4 protein-coding genes are annotated in these 2,008 nt (G+C 36.4%); 1 reads left to right on the top strand and 3 read right to left on the bottom strand.

Going from position 1 to position 2,008, the window contains the following annotated elements; genetic code table 11:
* Positions 1 to 998, top strand: a 998-nt coding sequence (locus L0M85_RS09695; protein ID WP_238656934.1) for a phage tail tip lysozyme, incomplete at its 5' end; no start/stop codon positions are given.
* 34 nt (positions 999 to 1,032) lie between these two features.
* On the opposite strand, the gene L0M85_RS09690 is transcribed toward L0M85_RS09695, so the two are convergent.
* From L0M85_RS09690 to L0M85_RS09680, 3 genes are all read right to left on the bottom strand, one after another.
* A complete protein-coding gene (locus tag L0M85_RS09690; RefSeq protein WP_224781724.1) occupies positions 1,033 to 1,179 on the bottom strand; it encodes a hypothetical protein in 147 nt (48 codons plus the stop codon).
* Positions 1,180 to 1,278: 99 nt separating this feature from the next.
* Positions 1,279 to 1,641 (bottom strand): hypothetical protein, encoded by a 363-nt coding sequence (locus L0M85_RS09685; RefSeq protein ID WP_238656933.1) that lies wholly within the window; start codon positions 1,639 to 1,641, stop codon positions 1,279 to 1,281.
* Between the two features lies 1 nt (position 1,642).
* Entirely contained in the window at positions 1,643 to 1,807 is a 165-nt protein-coding gene (locus L0M85_RS09680; protein ID WP_171964973.1) for a hypothetical protein, read from the bottom strand.
* Between the last annotated feature and the right edge of the window lie 201 nt (positions 1,808 to 2,008).

Below are 2,008 nucleotides of genomic sequence, written 5' to 3'. Positions count from 1 at the left end.
AACATATTTATGAGTTTTTGAAATCTCAAGGGGCAAGTCCCCAAGCCATTGCGGCTATTTTAGGAAATTGGTCGGTAGAATCTTCTATTAATCCAAAACGAGCTGAAGGGGATTATTTATCTCCTCCTGTTGGCGCTACCGATTCCTCATGGGATGATGAAACCTGGTTAGCAATTGGAGGTCCAGCCATTTATAGTGGTGCTTATCCTAATATCCTTCATAGAGGTTTGGGGTTAGGTCAATGGACGGATACTGCAGATGGTTCAACACGGCATACAGCTTTATTGAATTATGCACATATCAAAAATAAGAAGTGGTATGATTTAGATCTCCAACTTGATTTTATGCTTCATGGGGATAGTCCTTACTATCAAAGTTGGTTAAAGGATTTCTTTGGAAATACGGGCAGTGCAGCCAATCTAGCCCAACTCTTCCTTACCTATTGGGAGGGAAATTCTGGTGACAAACTACTGGAAAGACAAACCAGAGCAACGGAATGGTATTACCAAATTGAAAAAGGCTTTAGCCAAACAAATGGAGGACATGCAAAGAGTGACCCGCAATCCCTTGAAGGTGTCCGTGGAGACTTGTATGAGAATTCTGTTCCTGGTGGTGGAGATGGTATGGCCTATGCCTATGGACAATGTACATGGGGTGTTGCGGCTCGTATGAATCAGTTAGGCTTAAAATTAAAAGGAAGTAATGGTGAGAAGATTTCAATCATTAATACCATGGGAAATGGTCAAGACTGGGTTGCGACAGCTTCAAGTCTTGGTGGGGAAACTGGCTCTACACCAAGAGCAGGTGCCATTGTTTCTTTTGTAGGAGGTACACATGGCACACCAGCTATCTACGGTCATGTGGCTTTTGTCGAGAAAGTCTATGATGATGGTTCTTTCCTTGTGTCTGAAACTAACTATGGTGGCAACCCTAACTATACCTTTAGAAAAATCTCGCAAGCAGATAGTGCCATCAGTTTTGCTTATACGGTGAAATAAAAGAATCATGTCATCAGTTTAGGTGACATGATTCTTATTTTTTATAGAGTGACATATTTAATGCCATAGGTTGATAACTTACTTGATGATCGTCTTTAATCAATTGACTGTAAGCAACAAATCCGAACTGTTCATAAAATTGAATGACTTTAGGATGATTGATACTATCTAAAAATACCATCTGAGTTCCTACAATTGCTCGAAATTCTTCAATTTTTTGAATTACAATTTCAAATAACTCTTGTCCTGATAGTTTATTTAGCTTTGTGTTTTTGCCGAATTAACCGATAAGTAACACAGGGAGATAATCAATATTTTTGGGACTTTTTCCTTTTAGGACGAGTTTCTTTTTTAAGGATTCCTTTAAATCAGAAATATCAACAACTTTGAGAGATAAACTAAAGAATCCTATGATGTTATTTGTTTCAGTTTCTTCAACGATAAAATTACGAGAACGATGTTGTTTTTCAAAATTGGGAGCTTTATCAGATAGATAAGTCAACATCTCTTCATTATCTTTGAAATTAACATTTTCTAAAATGATAGTTTTAAATAGCTCCTGAACTTGTTTCTCAGTTTTATCAGGAGCCAGCACTTGAATATTTTCAAGATATTGCTTAAGTGGTGTTACTTGAATTGTCATCTTACAGATACTTTAAAATGAGTTTATTTTTCGTTGGAGCGGTAGCGTCTTGTGATTTAATAGATTTCAAGACTGCTTGTAGCTTTTTAGATGGTTCATGATTAAGAATTTTTAGAGCATCTTCGTTTGTTAGTTTTATATCACGTGTTAAACTGATTGTAGCCATTTGTTCTACCTCCTGTTTCTACTTAAATTCATTATAGCTTATTTTGAACAAAAGTTCAATCTAAAGATAGTGTATGTTTTCTATAGTGTATAAATCCAAAATAAGTTTTTCTCTTGCGTTTGTAGCTCATATTCGTTAGAATAATGGTGTAGATGAGTGGTCGGCTCATGGTCAATCTGATAGTAATCTTGGACATAAGGG

This window comes from Streptococcus sp. DFI.7.26, assembly GCF_022240605.1.
GTDB lineage: Bacteria > Bacillota > Bacilli > Lactobacillales > Streptococcaceae > Streptococcus > Streptococcus xiaochunlingii.
Note: the sequence above shows the minus strand (reverse complement) of the source record. Positions and strands in the feature narration are given on the sequence as shown.